We start from the raw sequence: 14,240 nt of genomic DNA, 5'->3' as shown, positions 1-14,240 counted from the left end.
TCGGTTGAGCAGGGCATAGCCGCGCAACCTATGTACACGCAACCCCGATTGACCTTTGTCTTTCAGGCTATTTTATTGGCATCATAAAGGCACGGGTGAATGACAGACAGCAGCAAAATTTTTGAAGAGATGAACGACCGCAGCCGCGAAGTGTTTCGGCGCGTGGTTGAGAGCTATCTGGATACTGGCGATCCTGTTGGCTCCCGTACTCTTACCCGCTCGTTATCCGAAAGCGTCAGCGCTGCGACCATTCGCAATGTGATGCAAGATCTGGAATACCTCGGCTTGCTGGACAGCCCACATGTGTCCGCAGGTCGCGTGCCGACGCAGATGGGCCTGCGGATGTTTGTGGATGGCCTGCTCGAGGTCGGCGATCTGGACACGGGTGACCGGGAAAAGATCGACGCCACGCTTGGCAATAATTCCGGCGACGTGGGTGCCATGCTTGATAGCGTGTCCACAGCGCTCTCCGGCGTCACTCAGGGCGCCTCTCTGGTGCTGGCGCCCAAACACGAAGCGCCAATAAAACATATCGAATTTGTGTCCCTCGCGCATGATCGCGCGCTTGTGGTTCTTGTCTTTGCGGACGGTCACGTTGAAAACCGCCTGTTCACGCCACCTTTGGGCCAAACCCCAAGTTCGATGCGGGAAGCTGCGAATTTCCTGAATGCCGTGGCCGAGGGCCGCACCCTGTCTGAGCTGGGCTCCGCCGTGAAGCAGGAAATCGCCAAGCGCCGTCAGGAGATCGACAGCCTTGCGCGTGACATGGTCGAAAACGGACTCGCTTTGTGGGCAGACGGCGAAGAGCAACCGGAACGCCTGATCGTGCGCGGCCGGGCGAATCTTCTGGGGGCCGAGGGCAACGACGAGGATCTTGATCGCATTCGGACCCTGTTTGACGACCTCGAACGCAAGCGCGACATTGCCGATTTCCTGCAACTTGCCGAAGATGGCGACGGTGTGCGCATTTTTATCGGCTCAGAGAACAAACTTTTTTCACTTTCGGGTTCCTCTTTGGTGGTTTCCCCTTATATGAACGCTGATCGAAAGATCGTGGGCGCGGTCGGGGTCATCGGACCCAAGCGCCTGAACTATGGACGTATCGTGCCGATTGTGGATTACACGGCGCAACTGGTCGGAAAACTGCTCTCCGATCGCGGTTAGAGGTGCACTATGGCAGAACCGAAAGAAAATGATTTTCTGGACGACTTGGCGGACGCCGAAGCGGAAGAATTTGCTCAGTCTCTGGACGACTTCGACGATGAAGCGTTGGAGCTGGATGAGCTGCGTGCAGAACGTGATCAGCTGAAAGATCGCTGGATGCGCGCGTTGGCTGATGCCGAAAACGCGCGCAAGCGTGGCGACAGGGCGCGGCGTGAAGCCGAACAGTACGGCGGCTCCAAATTGGCCCGCGACATGCTGCCGGTTTTTGACAACATGAAACGTGCTGTCGAAACCATCACGGAGGAGCAGAAAGAAGCCTCTGCCGCTCTGATTGAGGGCATCGAGCTGACTATGCGTGGGCTTCTGAAGACCTTCTCCAAACACGGCATCGAGCTGATTTCCCCCGAAGTTGGTGACAAATTCGATCCAAACATTCACGAAGCCATGTTTGAGGCGCCCGTGCCGAATACAAAATCTGGAGAGATTATTCAGGTTTCGACACAAGGCTTCATGCTGCATGATCGCTTGTTGCGTCCTGCTCAAGTGGGCGTAAGCTCGAACCCGGGCTAAACAGCCGCAGAAATCCCTGCTACAAAGCTCCCGAGTTTTCGGGAGCTTTTCTTTTGCACAAACTGATTTCAGGCATCGTGGGCATTCTGCTATCGGCGACTTTCGCCTCAGCCCAATCCTTTCCGGACTATGACGAGCTTTACGTCAATGATTTCGCCTTCATCCTCAGCGAGGAAGAAGAGGCCACAATCAGAAACAAGCTGGTAGAGTTACGCAAAGAGCGGGACATTGAATTCACCGTTGTTATCATCGATAGCATGTTCAGCTACGGACATAACGGCGACATCGAACCTTTCGCCACAGGCCTCTTTAACGAATGGGGGGTTGGCGACGCGGGCCGAAATGATGGGGTTATCATGCTGATCGCGGTCAATGATCGCTTGATGCGAATCGAGGTGGGGTCCGGCTACGGCACCGACAAGAACATCCCGATGAAAAACATCATCGACACAACGATCACGCCGCAGTTCAAAAACGGGAAATACTTCGTGGGGATTTCCCGTGGGGTCGATAGTGTCATCCGCGAGCTTACCGGCGTGTGGCCTGGCGAGTTCGACGCCACCAGCACCGAAAGAGCTCTCAACGCGACAAAGCGCACCGCTGATCGCGTTGGTGATTGGATTTACGCAATCTGGACGGCTTTGGCCGGCGGAGCATATTTCCTGTTTCGCCGCTGGCAACGCAACCGTCCGCGCCGGTGTCCCAATGATCGCTCCAAGATGGAGCGCATTCAAGAAGATCTTGATGACGACTATCTGGAAGCAGGCCAAATCACCGAGGAGCGCGTGAAAAGCGTCGACTACGACGTGTGGCACTGCATGCGCTGCGATCATCGCACCATCGAAGGCTACAAGCGATGGTTTTCTGGTTACGGTGCGTGTCGGTCCTGTGGCTACAAAACCTTGGACAGTGACACCACCATTCTGGAGTCTGCAACAACCACATCGACCGGCCTAAAACGCGTCGATTACGCGTGTAAACACTGCCACGACAGCTGGAGCGTCAAACGGGTGATTCCCAAACAGTCGTCAAGTTCGTCTTCGTCGGGCGGCTCGTCGTTTGGCGGTGGCAGCTCGTCCGGCGGCGGCGCCTCCGGTAGCTGGTAAGCCTCACTTGTCCGCGAGATCTTTCAACTCATAAATCAGGTTTAACGCTTCACGCGGGCTCAGGCCGTCGGGATGCACATCCGCCAGCTTTTCTTGAACCGGAGATGGCCCGCTTGGCGCGGTTGCCATTGGCGCTGGCGACGCAGCAAAGAGTGGCAGATCATCGATCAGTGCTTTGTGCGCTTTGCTTTCCCGCTCGCCTTTTTCCAGCGCATCCAGCACGACGCGCGCCCGGTCCACCACGGCGGCTGGAAGCCCCGCGAGTTGGGCCACTTGTACGCCGTAACTGCGATCTGCAGCGCCCTTTATGACTTCATGTAGAAAGATCACTTCGCCTTCCCACTCACGCACCGTAACGGTGGCGTTGTCCACGCCGGCCATCTTGCCCGAAAGCTGGGTCATCTCGTGATAGTGTGTGGCAAACAGCGCGCGGGATTTGTTCACGTCGTGCAAATGTTCAAGCGTCGCCCAGGCGATCGACAAGCCGTCATAAGTCGCCGTGCCGCGCCCGATCTCATCCAGAATGACCAGCGCACGGTCGTCGGCCTGATTGAGAATGGCAGCCGTCTCCACCATCTCGACCATGAATGTGGACCGACCTCGCGCCAGATCATCGCTTGCTCCAACGCGGCTAAAAAGCTGGCTGACCAGACCAATTTTGGCACTGTCTGCGGGCACAAAGCTGCCCATTTGCGCCAGCAACGCGATCAAGGCGTTTTGCCGCAGGAATGTCGATTTACCGGCCATGTTCGGACCGGTCAGCAGCCAGATACTCGCCGCGTCTCCACCTGACAGATCACAATTGTTGGCCACAAACGGATCGCCGGTTTTACGCAGCGCGGCCTCCACCACAGGGTGACGACCACCTTCGATCGCAAAATCGCGGCTTTCGTTCACGTCTGGCCGTGTCCAGTTTTCATTGACCGCAAGCTCGGCAAGGGCGCCTGCCAGATCAAACTCTGCAAGTGCTTTGGACGCCGTTGCCACTTCTGCGGACCGGTCCAAAATCGCGCCTTTCAAACGCTCAAACAACCGCTTCTCGATCTCCAGTGCGCGGTTTCCCGCGTTCAGGATTTTGGTCTCCATCTCGCTCAACTCGACAGTGGTGAACCGCACCTGATTGGCGGTCGTCTGTCGGTGGATAAAGGTCTCGTTTAGCGGTGGCGACATCATCGCATCCGCGTGTTTCGCCGTGGTTTCGATGAAATAGCCCAGCACATTGTTGTGCTTGATTTTGAGTGCGGTAATTCCGGTTTGTTGTGAATACTGCGCCTGCATGGTCGCAATCACACCGCGCCCCTCATCGCGCAACTCTCGGCTTTCATCCAGCTCCGGATCAAACCCTGCCGCAATGAACCCACCGTCGCGCGCCAACAATGGCGGCTCTGCAATCAGCGCATCCTCTAGCAAGTCGAGCAATGCGTCATGCCCTTCCAGCGTCCGCCGCGCCTCTGCCAAATCCTCCGGCAGCGTACCAAAATCACGTTCTGCAAGCTCTCCGGCCTGACCCAGCCCGTTGCGCACCGCCGTCAAATCCCTCGGCCCACCACGATCAAGCGACAGCCGCGACAGCGCTCGATCCAGATCCGGAACCCGCTTCAAACTTTCGCGGACATCCTGCGCAGTATTGCGGTGGTCCGTCATAAACGACACCGAGTCCAGCCGCCGCCGGATGGTGTCCAAAACCATCGAGGGCGAAGACAGCCGACGCTCTAACAATCGGGCCCCACTTGCTGTCACGGTTCGGTCAATCGTCGCCAAAAGTGAACCGGCACGCCCGCCTGATAGGCTTGCGCTCAGCTCCAGATTTCGCCGGGTTGCGGCATCAATTTGCATCACACCCTGCGAGGCTTCCCGCACAGGTGGTTGCAGCAGAGGCAATTTGCCTTTCTGCGTCAGCTCCAGGTAATCAACAATCGCCCCAAGTGCGCCTGCCTCGGCCCGCCCAAAGGTTCCAAACGCCTCCAGAGATGACGCTTTGAACAATGCCGAAACCCGTTTTTCCGCTGAAACAGAGTCGAAACTGCCGCGCGACACCGATGTCGCTGACACGCCCATATCTTCAACGATTGGGGCAAGATCGGCCTCGGAACCTTCCGCAATCAACAACTCACTTGGTGCAAGACGCGCCAGCTCTGGCCCCAATCGCACCGGCGCCAATGGCATCACGTGTAACGCGCCGGTCGAAATATCCGCCCAAGCCAACGCGGCTTCGTCGCGCACCACCGCATAGGCGGCCAAAAAATTGTGTCGCCGCGCGTCCAACAGGCTGTCTTCGGTCAACGTGCCGGGCGTCACAAGCCGCACCACATCCCGCTTCACAACGGCCTTATAGCCACGCTTTTTGGCTTCCGCCGGGCTTTCAAGCTGTTCACACACAGCCACTCGAAACCCTTTTCGGATCAACGTCAGAAAATACCCTTCGGCGGCGTGATGCGGCACACCGCACATAGGGATTTCACTGCCCTCATGTTTCCCGCGTTTGGTCAGCGCAATGTCCAACGCCTCAGACGCCGCAACCGCGTCGTCAAAGAACATCTCGTAAAAATCACCCATCCGATAGAACAGCAGCGCATTCTGATATTGCGCTTTGATCTCCAGATATTGTGCCATCATCGGTGTGACGGTTGGCTTTTCGGCCTTCACTGCTCAGAACCCCCAAGGTTTGGTCTCAATGAAATAGCAAACCACTGCCTTGGAGGAAACGCGCAAATCAAGCATTCTGTCATGGACAGCGCGTCACGAAATTGATCATGTGGTCAAAAAGAGGCACAGCAAATGGCGATCTACAACCTCGGCTCCATCAACGCCGACTACTTTTACCGCGTTCCCCACCTTCCGGGCCCCGGGGAAACACTTGCCGCAGACGGTCTTACCCGTGGCCTGGGCGGCAAAGGCGCCAACATGTCTGTCGCTGCTGCACGCGCCGGCGCGCACACAATTCACATTGGTGCTGTCGGCATGGATGGGCTTTGGGCGCGGGATCAGATGATGGAATCCGGTGTCGACACGCGCCACGTGGCCACACTTGATAACACCCCCACAGGTCACGCCATCATCAATGTCGACGACGCGGGCGAAAACGCGATTGTTTTGCTTCCCGGTGCAAACCACAAGATCCCGTCCAAAACCCGGGCTGCCGCCTTGTCAGAGGCCTCACCAGGCGACACACTCTTGGTGCAGAATGAGACTCTAAATCAGGCTGATACCGCCAAAACTGCCCGGGAACTTGGTCTCTACGTCGCCTATGCTGCCGCCCCTTTTGACGCAACTGCCACCGCCGCCATCCTGCCGTTCCTCGACTTCCTGATCCTCAACGAAATCGAGGCCGCGCAGCTGACTGCGGCAACCGCCAAGACACCGGATGCGCTGGGCGTCGCTGACGTCATTGTCACGCTTGGGGCCAAAGGCGCGCGCTGGCTAAGTGGCGATACGATCCGCGACTTCCCCGCCATGCCCGTAACGCCCGTGGACACCACCGGCGCCGGTGATACCTTTACTGGTTTTGTGCTTGCTGCTCGCGACCGCGGCTTGCCGATGGAACAAGCCATCGCTCTGGCCACTCGGGCAGCCGCTCTAATGGTCACCCGCCACGGCACAGCCGACGTTATTCCCGATCTCAAAGAAGTGGATGAAGCGAGGTTTTAAGCTTCGGGGCTTTTTGTTCCGCTAAATACCTTCGGGTGAATGGGCCAACGGCCAAGAGGGGCAACGCCCCTTACCTTAGTGGCCAATGAATGGCGCGGCACGTCCCCAAAGCGCCTTAACCTTGGCGTCCCGCTTACAGGCATTTCGATATCGCTTATAGGCCTCGCTCTGCTTTTTGGGGCCAAAACGGGTCAGAACGATGTTGCTGCCTTTGTAGTAATCCTGATGATAATCCTCAGCGTCATAAAACCGCTTAGCGGCCAAAACCGGTGTCACAACTTTGCGCTTCAATTCGGTTTGCGCCTCTGCTTTAGCGGTTTCTGCCAGCGCCTTTTCGGCCTTGTTAGAGACGAAAACGGCGGTGCTATAGCTGTGCCCCCGGTCACAAAATTGTCCACCGGCATCCGTCGGGTCGACCGACCGGAAAAACATGTGCAATAACTGCTCGCGGCTGACTTTGGCAGGGTCAAAAGTAATTTCCACGGCTTCATAGTGACCGGTCCCGCCTTTGGTCACCTGCTTATAGGTCGGATTTTTCGTCGTTCCGCCGGTATAGCCGGACACCACCTCTTTCACCCCTGGAACGCTTTCAAAATCGCTTTCCACACACCAAAAACACCCGCCCGCAACGATCAACTTTTCATTTCCCGCCGCGTGGGCCTTGTGACCATGCACAGCGGCCCCGATCAGGATCAGGACAAACAACAGGCCGGGTTTCAGGTTTTGCAATTTCAACATGGCGCAACACTCCTTTGGAAACACTCTGCGCCTGTGCGGACCAACCCTCAATCCCGTGAAACCAAATGTCACGCTCTGGTGATCTGCTTTGAAGTCGCTTTACCACTTGGCCTTCCCCATACTCCGATCTAGCGTCGCCAAATCACGCAAAGCGGAGAGCCCACCATGACAGACCATGTCACCACCCACCAAGCTGCCGAAGACGCGCGCAATGAAGACATCCAGATCTGGCTGAACGGCCGCGTTGTGCCCAAGGCCGAGGCCGTTGTGTCGGTCTATGACAGCGGTTTCATGCTGGGCGATGGCGTGTGGGAGGGGCTGCGACTCTATAACGGTCATTGGGCCTTTCTCGCAGAACACATCGACCGTCTGTTTGAAGCCGCCAAGGCCATCGATCTCGATATTGGTTTGGACAAGGCTGGCGTGATCAAGGCGTTGGAGGACACCCGCGCCGCCAACAACATGACCACAGACGCCCACGCTCGGTTCATGGTCACCCGTGGCGTGAAAACACGCCCGTTCCAACACCCCGGCCTGTCTCAACAAGGCCCCACCATGACAATCATCATGGAGCATTCCAAACCTTCGTTGCCCCGTCCGATACGTCTGGCCACTGTCCCGCACATCCGTGGCCTGCCAATGACACAAGACCCCAAGCTGAATTCACACTCCAAACTCAACTGCATCCTCGCGTGCATCGCGGCAGAAAAGGCCGGCGCAGACGAGGCGCTGATGCTGGATGTGAACGGCTTTGTTAATACGACCAACGCCTGCAATTTCTTTATCGTGCGCAAGGGTGCGGTTTGGACCTCGACTGGCGATTACTGCATGAACGGCATCACCCGACAAAAGGTGATTGATGTTTGCCGTGCTGACGGAATTCCTGTGTTTGAACGCAACTACTCTTTGGTCGACACCTACGGCGCGGATGAGGCGTTTCTCACCGGAACCTTTGGCGCGCAAACACCCATCAGCGAAATTGACGGACGTCAGATTGGTACAGGCGAGATGGGTGAAATGACCAAGCACATTCGCGCGCTGTATAAGAGTTTGGTGGCCCAAGACGCTGCATAAATCGGACCTACGCAATACAGTCGCGATACCGACGCGATACAGACAGGAGTTTTGCCCCATGAAAATCGCCATGTGGAGCGGCCCCCGCAACCTTTCGACGGCCATGATGTATGCCTTTGGCAACCGCCCGGATTGCGCTGTGGTGGACGAGCCGTTTTATGCGGCCTACCTGGCGATGACGGGCCTGGACCATCCGATGCGACAAGAGATCCTTGAAGCGCAGGACCAAAACCCAAAAGCAGTCGCGGACGCTCTTTCTGAGGCACATCCCGATGGAAAAGCCGTTTTTTATCAAAAGCATATGACGCAACACATGATCGACGGCGTGCCGCGCGATTGGATGCGGGACGTAACCAACGTTTTCCTAATCCGTCACCCGGCGCGCGTGATCGCGTCATATAGCGCCAAACGGGAAAACCCGGCTCTGTCCGATATTGGTTTTGTCCAACAGGCGGAACTCTTCGATCTGGTCACATCTTGGGGGCAAGAACCGGTGGTGATTGACAGCCACGACATCCGCGAGAATCCACAGGAAATGATTGAAAAACTGTGTGATGCCATAGGGTTAGGATTTGATCCAAGAATGCTGAACTGGCCCAAAGGGGGCCATGCACAAGATGGTGTTTGGGCGCCTCACTGGTATGGGTCGGTTTGGAACTCGGCTGGGTTTGCTGATGCTGAAGGTACACTTCCGCTAGTTCAGAACGGGCATATGCCCGTTCTGGAAGCGGCGTTGCCATACTACGAAAAAATGCGGTCTGCGAGGCTCTGCTGATTTCGTCCGGCTGCGAGAGAATAGGCAAGGGCCTGCGGTCAAATTGGTGTAAAACAAGAGTAGGGTTTTCCTGCTGCGTTGCAGCGTGTATGCAGAACTTAAAGCTGTTTTTCAGGGTACAAACATATGTTGGAAGTTACCGAAACGCGCTTGCCCGGAGTCGTATTGCTGACTCCCGCTAGGTTTGGCGATCACCGTGGATTTTTTTCCGAAAGTTGGAACCGTAAGCGCATGGTTGACGCGGGCTTGGACATTGATTTTGTTCAAGATAATCATTCTCTTTCGAGCGACGTTGGCACAATCCGGGGTCTTCATTTTCAAACCCCGCCTCATGCTCAAGGGAAGCTGGTACGCTGTGGTCGAGGCGCGCTTTTCGACGTCGCAGTGGACATCCGCACCGGCAGCCCAACTTACGGCGAGTGGGTGGGTGAAGAATTGACCGCTGAGAATGGCAAGCAGCTTTGGGTACCGCCTGGTTTCGCGCATGGGTTTGTCACCCGTCTGCCAGACACGGAAATCATCTACAAATGCACCGATTATTATGCGCCTGATTGTGACGCGGGTTTGCGTTGGGACAGTTGCGGAATCGAGTGGGGCTTTAATGGCGATCCGGTCCTTTCGGAAAAAGACACTACAGCCCCGACGCTCCAAGGTTTCGCCAGCCCCTTTACTTTCGAGGATTTCACATAATGAAACTTCTCGTTACCGGTGGTGCAGGGTTTATAGGGTCCGCTGTTGTGCGTTTGGCTGTGTCACGCGGGCACGAAGTCATAAACCTTGACGCGCTCACTTATGCAGCCTGTCTGGAAAACGTTGCGGATGTGGCGGATAACCCGCTCTATACCTTTGAAAAAGCAGACATTCGTGATCGCACGGCGTTGGACAAAATCTTTGCCAAACACAAGCCTGAAGTTGTGATGCACTTGGCCGCCGAGTCCCATGTTGACCGTTCAATTGACGGACCTGGCGACTTTATAGAAACCAACATTACCGGCACATACAATATGCTGGAAGCGGCGCGCAGTTATTGGGTGGACGCCGGAAAGCCGGAGTCCTTCCGCTTTCACCACATTTCAACCGATGAGGTTTTTGGCTCGCTTCCAAGTAACCCTGACGTTCAGTTCACCGAGACCACTGCTTACGATCCCCGTAGCCCATATTCGGCGTCAAAGGCCGCATCGGACCACCTCGTGCGCGCATGGCAAGAGACCTATGGCTTACCCGTTGTCCTGACCAATTGTTCAAACAACTACGGACCTTATCACTTTCCGGAAAAGCTGATTCCGGTTGTGATCCTCAACGCTTTGGCTGGAAAAGATCTGCCAATCTACGGTGACGGGTCAAACGTACGCGACTGGCTTTATGTCGAAGATCACGCTGACGCCCTGTTGCTGGTTGCCGAAAAAGGCGCACTGGGCCGGTCTTACAACATTGGTGGTGAAAACGAGCGCAGTAACCTTGAGTTGGTGCAAACCCTGTGCGCTATCCTTGATGAAAAGCGACCGAAGGCGGGCGGCGGATCTTACAGCGACCAGATCGAGTTTGTCACCGATCGACCCGGACATGATGCACGGTATGCTATCGACCCAACACGCATTCGCGAAGAGCTAAACTGGCGACCAAGTGTGACCGTAGAAGAAGGTCTGGCGCTCACGGTTGCGTGGTATCTGGATAATGAAGCTTGGTGGCGCCCCTTGCAGGAACGGCATGGCGTCGGAAAAAGGCTGGGTACCGGATAAACAAAGGTGCTTCGCGCAAATTTCCTCATCGCAGAAGACGAAACAAGGTTTGATCATGATCCAAACGCCGACAACACATGATGCCCCTATTCTGGTTTTTGGCCGCACGGGACAAGTCGCGACAGAACTGCAACGGCAAAGTGACCGTGTTATCTCGTTGGGTCGGGAAGATGCGGATCTGAGTGACTCCAATGCCTGCGCGAAGATCATTGCAGAAACCGAAGCGGTCGCGGTGATCAATGCGGCGGCCTACACAGCGGTGGACAAGGCTGAAGAAGAAGAACTCTTGGCTACATGTGTTAATGGCGAGACTCCAAAAGCAATGGCCGAAGCCTGTGCGGCGCGAGGTCTTCCGTTCGTGCACATCTCGACGGACTATGTGTTCGATGGGTCAGGCACAACGCCATGGCGCCCAACAGGCCCAACGGGACCTCTCGGCGCCTATGGCAGATCCAAATTAGCGGGAGAGAACGGCATTCTGGCCGCAGGTGGCAACGCCGCGATCCTGCGCACAAGCTGGGTGTTTTCTTCGCACGGCAACAATTTTGTCAAAACGATGCTTCGGCTTGCAGAGACACGCGACGCGCTGACGATCGTCGGGGATCAGGTGGGCGGCCCGACTTCTGCTGCAGATATCGCAGCGGCCTGCATTAAGATCGCAAACGCAATGCTCGCGGGCCAGGAAGGCGGAACCTATCATTTCTCGGGTGCGCCGGACGCAAGCTGGGCCGATTTTGCCCGAGAAATTTTTGACCAAGCCGGACGCGCGGTGGCAGTCACCGATATTCCATCTTCTGACTATCCGACACCGGCGAAACGGCCCGCGAATTCGCGGATGGATTGCGGTGATATACAAAAAGACTTTGATATTTCACGTCCAGACTGGCGAGTTAGCCTCGCGGCTGTTTTGAAAGATTTGAAAGGTAACTAATATGACCAAACGCAAAGGCATTATTCTCGCGGGTGGCTCCGGTACGCGGCTTTACCCAATCACTATGGGCGTTTCAAAACAGCTTTTGCCGATCTACGACAAACCGATGGTCTACTACCCCCTCAGCGTCCTGATGCTTGCGGGTATTCGGGAAGTCGCAATCATCACCACGCCCGAGGATCAGGCGCAATTTCAGCGCCTTTTGGAGGACGGTAGCCAATGGGGCATGCAGTTCACCTATATCATTCAGCCCAGCCCTGATGGGTTGGCCCAGGCATTTATTCTTGCCGAAGACTTCTTGGATGGCGCGCCGTCAACTTTGGTTCTTGGCGACAATATTTTCTTTGGTCACGGACTGCCGGAAATCCTCGCCAGCGCTGATGCGAAAACTGATGGCGGAACAGTTTTTGGCTATCGGGTTGCGGACCCCGAACGCTATGGCGTGGTCGATTTTGACAAGCATGGGAACGCGGTATCCATCATCGAGAAGCCAGAAGTGCCACCTTCAAATTTCGCAGTGACGGGCCTGTATTTTCTTGACGGTGATGCGCCGAAACGCGCGCGCGAGGTTGCGCCCTCCGACCGCGGCGAGTTGGAGATTACCACGCTTTTGGAAATGTATTTGAACGAGGGCACCTTGTCGGTGCAGCGTATGGGGCGAGGTTATGCGTGGTTGGACACGGGCACGCACGGCTCCCTGTTGGATGCAGGGAATTTTGTGCGCACGCTTGAGCAACGGCAGGGGCTACAAACCGGTAGCCCGGATGAAATTGCATTTGATCAGGGGTGGATTTCGCATGATCAGCTGGCAGTGCGGGCCAAACTGTTTGCTAAGAATTCTTACGGCAAATACCTGGAACGGCTTTTGCTGGGATAGCGGGCCGATGAACAAGTAGTTGTCCAAAGGCCCGTCTACAAAACGCGATAGTATTGATCTACAGCCAGCTGGAAGGCGGCTCGAAACCTAGATCGGTCAATTCGGATTTTATACGCGAAACATCTTCGGCAAACAGCTCAGGGAAAAACTCCGGCATCGACACCTTCACTGATTCCGTTGTGCGTTTTTCCAAAAGTGCCTGCGGGTAATTGAAGTTGGAGATTCCAAGAAAGTCTTCGATGGACTTCAATGTGCCGCGTTGATCAGCGTGGAGATCTTCGTAAAAAAGAGCCTTCCAAGTTTCGCGCGGCAATCCGTCGTTCACGCGTCGCAGAACAGCACCATATTCCGCGTTGTCCCACAAAAAGTCTTTTTTGGCGAAGGCGCGGAAATCTTCGGGTGTCCAGCTGTCGAGTTTTTCGAGTTGATCGGTAATCTGCAAATGGAATTTTGTGTGGCTCCAAAGACGCTTGATCGGGTCACGCATTGTGTAGAGCACGCGCAGTTTGTCGCATTCTCCCTGAATGTGCGGCCAGGCTTCGGATGGAACATGCGCCGTCAGGTTGGAGAAATCACATGCGTATGTTTGTGGTCCGCGGAGATCAAAAAGGTTGCTGTACCAATGATCGTCAACAGGGCGGCTCAAATATGAGCTGACCCAGTGCAAGTTCTGACGAACGCGGTCGATTTTTGCGCGCTCGGGCTCGAACCTAAACAAGTAGCGTTGTTTGGCATTCTTCAGGCGATTGGTTTCGCTTAGCTGACCTGAATTCACGTATCGATGATAGAAATAGTGGACTTCTTTTTCCAAGGAAAAGTGTAGCTCTGGATGGCGAGACAACACAGTATAAAGCCAGGTTGTACCGGCTTTCATCGCGCCGATGCTTAGGAATAAATTACCAAAAAGGCGGTGGTCACTCATAGATTTCTCTCCTGACCGGGCGGTCCGATGCGATGTGCACAGGCTGGCCCGATCTCAGATATCCCAGCCAAAGGAACGATTTAGCAGACTCTCTAGCTGGGTTAGATCGTCGCGATAAGTGCTCTTGAGGCGCGCCATTTGTTCGGGCGCAACTTCAAGGCGGTTTGGGGTCGGTGACCTGGTGGTGTTCAGCAAAGCTTGATCGATTAGGTCATAAACACGTGGATCACTTTGGTCCGCCGAGGATTCTTTGTTGCGAATAACTTGCGCAGCGGCAGAAATTGACCGTTCCACGGAATTGCGCAAGATAACCATCAAACGAACATCAGGCGCCAGCTCTTTGAACTTTTTGATAAGAGTATCGGAGATCCGCAAATAGGCTGGGGTAATGTCGCCGGTCTTTCCGCCGATATGGTTGACCTGTAAGCCGCTGAAAATGCGTTGGTATTCCTTCAAAGGGCGACCGACGGTTTCGCGGCGGTCCCGAAAACGAATTTCTTTGCCCCGGGGAAAGTACACATCTGGATGCATGCTCAACCGTTTGAACAGCCAAGTGGTTGCCGCTTTTTGGGCGCCAATGCCAACAAAGTCAGGTCGCGACATATCTCAAAACACTTTCTGCATTTTTGGACATGCAGGAAGTATCAGGCGCTGGAATGCGTACGCAACCCATTTCTTCTGCGTTTTTTGAATAAG

The 14,240-nt window shown here is 55.4% G+C and carries 14 protein-coding genes; 10 read left to right on the top strand and 4 right to left on the bottom strand.

Annotation, left to right across the window (positions count from 1 at the left end; translation table 11 throughout):
- Positions 1-99 precede the first annotated feature (99 nt).
- Genes hrcA through SHIM_RS18635 form a run of 3 tightly spaced genes read left to right on the top strand, consistent with a single transcriptional unit; the run spans position 100 to position 2,840 of the window.
- Positions 100-1,164 carry a heat-inducible transcriptional repressor HrcA gene (hrcA, locus tag SHIM_RS18645; protein ID WP_054004205.1) on the top strand — a complete coding sequence of 355 codons (1,065 nt, stop codon included), beginning with the start codon at positions 100-102 and terminating at the stop codon, positions 1,162-1,164.
- Between the two features lie 9 nt (positions 1,165-1,173).
- Positions 1,174-1,734: a nucleotide exchange factor GrpE gene (locus tag SHIM_RS18640; protein ID WP_054004204.1), complete on the top strand. Its 561-nt coding sequence runs from the start codon at positions 1,174-1,176 to the stop codon at positions 1,732-1,734.
- Between the two features lie 53 nt (positions 1,735-1,787).
- The gene (locus SHIM_RS18635; protein WP_054004203.1) at positions 1,788-2,840 is read left to right on the top strand and encodes a TPM domain-containing protein; all 1,053 of its coding nucleotides are present in this window, start codon (positions 1,788-1,790) and stop codon (positions 2,838-2,840) included.
- 3 nt (positions 2,841-2,843) lie between these two features.
- Here the strand turns inward: SHIM_RS18635 and mutS are convergent, their stop codons facing one another.
- Positions 2,844-5,456, bottom strand: a complete 2,613-nt coding sequence (mutS, locus tag SHIM_RS18630; protein WP_054004430.1) for a DNA mismatch repair protein MutS — start codon at positions 5,454-5,456, stop codon at positions 2,844-2,846.
- A 162-nt stretch (positions 5,457-5,618) separates the two neighbouring features.
- Between mutS and SHIM_RS18625 the strand changes: the two genes are divergently transcribed.
- Positions 5,619-6,488, top strand: coding sequence for a ribokinase (locus tag SHIM_RS18625; protein ID WP_054004202.1), 870 nt, complete (start codon positions 5,619-5,621; stop codon positions 6,486-6,488).
- Positions 6,489-6,563: 75 nt separating this feature from the next.
- On the opposite strand, the gene msrA is transcribed toward SHIM_RS18625, so the two are convergent.
- The gene (gene msrA / locus SHIM_RS18620) at positions 6,564-7,226 is read right to left on the bottom strand and encodes a peptide-methionine (S)-S-oxide reductase MsrA (RefSeq protein WP_054004201.1); all 663 of its coding nucleotides are present in this window, start codon (positions 7,224-7,226) and stop codon (positions 6,564-6,566) included.
- A 165-nt stretch (positions 7,227-7,391) separates the two neighbouring features.
- Between msrA and SHIM_RS18615 the strand changes: the two genes are divergently transcribed.
- The 6 genes from SHIM_RS18615 to rfbA all read left to right on the top strand — a co-directional run bounded on the left by SHIM_RS18615 (position 7,392) and on the right by rfbA (position 12,622).
- Positions 7,392-8,300, top strand: coding sequence for a D-amino acid aminotransferase (locus SHIM_RS18615; protein ID WP_054004200.1), 909 nt, complete (start codon positions 7,392-7,394; stop codon positions 8,298-8,300).
- Positions 8,301-8,358: 58 nt separating this feature from the next.
- A complete protein-coding gene (locus tag SHIM_RS18610; RefSeq protein WP_054004199.1) occupies positions 8,359-9,075 on the top strand; it encodes a sulfotransferase-like domain-containing protein in 717 nt (238 codons plus the stop codon).
- A gap of 126 nt (positions 9,076-9,201) precedes the next feature.
- Positions 9,202-9,765, top strand: coding sequence for a dTDP-4-dehydrorhamnose 3,5-epimerase (gene rfbC, locus SHIM_RS18605; RefSeq protein WP_446740613.1), 564 nt, complete (start codon positions 9,202-9,204; stop codon positions 9,763-9,765).
- Positions 9,765-10,814, top strand: a complete 1,050-nt coding sequence (rfbB, locus tag SHIM_RS18600; RefSeq protein ID WP_054004198.1) for a dTDP-glucose 4,6-dehydratase — start codon at positions 9,765-9,767, stop codon at positions 10,812-10,814. Before rfbC ends, rfbB begins: the two co-directional genes overlap by 1 nt.
- A 55-nt stretch (positions 10,815-10,869) precedes the next feature.
- Positions 10,870-11,745 carry a dTDP-4-dehydrorhamnose reductase gene (gene rfbD, locus SHIM_RS18595; protein ID WP_054004197.1) on the top strand — a complete coding sequence of 292 codons (876 nt, stop codon included), beginning with the start codon at positions 10,870-10,872 and terminating at the stop codon, positions 11,743-11,745.
- Between the two features lies 1 nt (position 11,746).
- Positions 11,747-12,622, top strand: a complete 876-nt coding sequence (rfbA, locus tag SHIM_RS18590) for a glucose-1-phosphate thymidylyltransferase RfbA (RefSeq protein ID WP_054004196.1) — start codon at positions 11,747-11,749, stop codon at positions 12,620-12,622.
- A gap of 58 nt (positions 12,623-12,680) precedes the next feature.
- Here rfbA and SHIM_RS18585 read toward each other — a convergent pair whose 3' ends face one another.
- Both SHIM_RS18585 and SHIM_RS18580 read right to left on the bottom strand, forming a co-directional pair.
- Entirely contained in the window at positions 12,681-13,544 is an 864-nt protein-coding gene (locus tag SHIM_RS18585; protein ID WP_054004195.1) for a sulfotransferase, read from the bottom strand.
- A 54-nt stretch (positions 13,545-13,598) separates the two neighbouring features.
- Complete coding sequence (locus tag SHIM_RS18580; RefSeq protein WP_152926611.1) at positions 13,599-14,075, bottom strand: hypothetical protein; 477 nt, start codon at positions 14,073-14,075, stop codon at positions 13,599-13,601.
- Positions 14,076-14,240: the final 165 nt, after the last annotated feature.

Source organism: Shimia sp. SK013 (assembly GCF_001292625.1).
In the GTDB taxonomy this organism is placed as follows: Bacteria; Pseudomonadota; Alphaproteobacteria; order Rhodobacterales; family Rhodobacteraceae; genus Shimia.
Note: the sequence above shows the minus strand (reverse complement) of the source record. Positions and strands in the feature narration are given on the sequence as shown.